Consider the following 2,903-nt stretch of genomic DNA (forward strand, 5'->3'; position numbering starts at 1 on the left):
GCGGCGACGGCGGCCGCGACCGCGGCGGCCAGCGCGGCGGCGGCCGGCACGACGACGACGAGGGCGGCGGCCGGGGCCGGCGCGGGCGCCGGTTCCGCGAGCGCAACCGCGGCCGCGGCCGCGAGCGCTACGAGGAGCCGGTGATCAGTGAGGACGACGTCCTCATCCCCGTCGCGGGCATCCTCGACATCCTGGACAACTACGCGTTCGTCCGCACGACGGGATACCTGCCGGGCCCGAACGACGTGTACGTCTCGCTGTCGCAGGTCCGCAAGAACGGGCTGCGCAAGGGCGACGTCATCACCGGCGCCGTCCGGCAGGCCCGGGAGGGCGAGCGGCGCGAGAAGTTCAACGCGCTCGTCCGGCTCGACACCGTCAACGGCATGGAGCCGGAGCAGTCGAAGGGCCGCGTCGACTTCTCGAAGCTGACCCCGCTGTACCCGCAGGAGCGGCTGCGCCTCGAGTCCGACCCGGGCGTCCTGACGACCCGGATCATCGACCTCGTGTCGCCGATCGGCAAGGGGCAGCGCGGCCTGATCGTGTCGCCGCCCAAGGCCGGCAAGACGATGGTGCTCCAGGCGATCGCCAACGCGATCACCAAGAACAACCCGGAGTGCCACCTGATGGTCGTCCTGGTGGACGAGCGTCCGGAAGAGGTCACCGACATGCAGCGGACGGTGAAGGGCGAGGTCATCCACTCGACCTTCGACCGTCCCGCGGAGGACCACACCACGGTCGCCGAGCTGGCCATCGAGCGCGCCAAGCGGCTCGTCGAGCTCGGGCACGACGTCGTCGTCCTGCTCGACTCGATCACCCGCCTCGGCCGCGCCTACAACCTGGCGGCCCCGGCGTCCGGGCGGATCCTGTCCGGTGGCGTCGACTCGACCGCGCTGTACCCGCCGAAGCGCTTCTTCGGCGCCGCGCGCAACATCGAGAACGGCGGCTCCCTGACGATCCTCGCCACCGCCCTGGTCGAGACCGGGTCGCGGATGGACGAGGTCATCTTCGAGGAGTTCAAGGGCACCGGCAACATGGAGCTCAAGCTCAACCGGGGTCTCGCGGACAAGCGGATCTTCCCGGCGGTGGACGTCGACCAGTCCAGCACCCGCAAGGAGGAGATCCTCATGGCTCCCGAGGAGCTGCGGGTCGTGTGGCAGCTGCGCAGGGTGCTGCACGCGCTCGACACCCAGCAGGCGCTGGAACTCCTCATCGAGAAGATGAAGGAGACCAAGTCGAACGCCGAGTTCCTCCTGCAGGTGCAGAAGACGACGGTGTCCGACGACCGCTGACGCGTCGCACGTCGCCCCCGTCCGGTCCGTCCGGGCGGGGGCGACGCGCGTACGGACGGGGGCGGCGCGCGCCGGGCGCCCATGGTGGGGTTTTCCCCACCCCGAAACCACAGGCGGCCATCATGGCGGCCCGCCCGCCCATCGACCACTCTGGAAACGTACGGAGAACCGGCCGCGGAGGGGTGTCATGGGCGGGTTGAGCACGGTGCCGGGCGGCGCCACGATCGGCGGCGCGAGCACGGGACGGTCGGTGGCGCGCGCGTCCTGGCGGCCGCTGGACATGGCGCGGTCGTCCCTCACCTGGCGTTCGGCGGCCTACCAGCTCGTCGGCCTGGCGTTCGGCACCGCCTGGTTCACGCTCCTGGTGACCGGGGTCGCGCTGTCGGTGGGCCTCGTCATCATCTGGGTCGGGGTGCCGCTGGCGGCCCTGCTCCTGCTGCTGTGGCGGGGCGGCGCGATCATCGAACGCGCGCTCATGAAGGGCGCCTTCGGCGTCACGATCCCGACGCCCTACCGGCCGCTGCCCAAGGGCAACCTGTTCCGGAAGCTGAAGGTCATGGCGGCCGACCCCGCCACCTGGAAGGACTTCGCGTACTTCGCGCTGCTGTTCCCCGTCACGCTCGTCGAGTTCACGATCTCGGTGACGCTCTGGGCGGCGGCCGGGGCCTTCCTCGCCGCGCCGGTGGTCGTCCTGCTCGGTGAGGACATGCGGGTCGTGGTGGGCGACCTGGTCACCTACGATCCGCAGAACCTGTTCGAGGGGTTGCTCGCCGTCCCCGTCGGCTGCGCCTTCACCGTCCTGGCGATGTACGTGACGCGCGTGATGGGGATCGGGCACGCCCTGTACGCGGCGTTCCTGCTCGGGCCGAACGCGTCCCAGCTGGAGGCGCGCCGGCAGCAGGCCCGCGCCGACCGCCTCCAGGCCAGCCGGGCCCGCGGCGTGGACGCCGCCGAGTCCGAGCGCCGCCGCATCGAACGCGACCTGCACGACGGCGCCCAGCAGCGCCTGCTGGCCGTCGCGATGGACATCGGCCGCGCCCGCGCCAAGCTCGAGCACGACCCGGAGGGCGCCCGCGCGCTGATCGAGCAGGCCCACACCGGCACCAAGGAGGCCATCTCCGAACTGCGCGACCTGGCCCGCGGCATCTACCCGGCCATCCTCACCGACCGCGGCCTCGACCCCGCCCTGTCCGGCCTCGCCGCCCGCGCGCCCGTCCCGGTGGACGTGGACGTCGACCTGCCCGAGCGTCCCCCGGCGGCGGTGGAGAGCATCGCCTACTTCATCGTCGCCGAGTCCCTCGCCAACATCGCGAAGTACGCCCGCGCGACCCGCGCGTCCGTCCGCGTGGCGCGGGAGGACGCCTGGGTCGTGGTCGAGGTGATCGACGACGGTGTGGGCGGAGCCGTCGCCGCCCCCGACGGCGGCCTCGCCGGCCTGGCCGACCGGGCCGCCACGATCGACGGGATGCTGATCGTGGACAGCCCGCCCGGCGGCCCCACGATCATCCGCGCGGACCTGCCCTGCACCTGGTGACCGTCCGGCACGGGCGGGCGCGGTCCCTCCGGGGCCGCGCCCGCCCGCGCCCGCCCGCGCCCGCGCCCGTCCGCGCCCTC

Annotated in this window: 2 protein-coding genes; both read left to right on the forward strand. The window is 72.9% G+C overall.

Going from position 1 to position 2,903, the window contains the following annotated elements; translation table 11 throughout:
- Window positions 1-1,289 (forward strand): transcription termination factor Rho (gene rho, locus ACFQ11_RS37455; RefSeq protein ID WP_378307672.1); only part of this gene is annotated, 1,289 nt, incomplete at its 5' end.
- 187 nt (window positions 1,290-1,476) lie between these two features.
- The gene (locus ACFQ11_RS37460; protein WP_378307674.1) at window positions 1,477-2,823 is read left to right on the forward strand and encodes a sensor histidine kinase; all 1,347 of its coding nucleotides are present in this window, start codon (window positions 1,477-1,479) and stop codon (window positions 2,821-2,823) included.
- Window positions 2,824-2,903: the final 80 nt, after the last annotated feature.

It is taken from the genome of Actinomadura sediminis (assembly GCF_042675525.1).
In the GTDB taxonomy this organism is placed as follows: domain Bacteria; phylum Actinomycetota; class Actinomycetes; order Streptosporangiales; family Streptosporangiaceae; genus Spirillospora; species Spirillospora sediminis.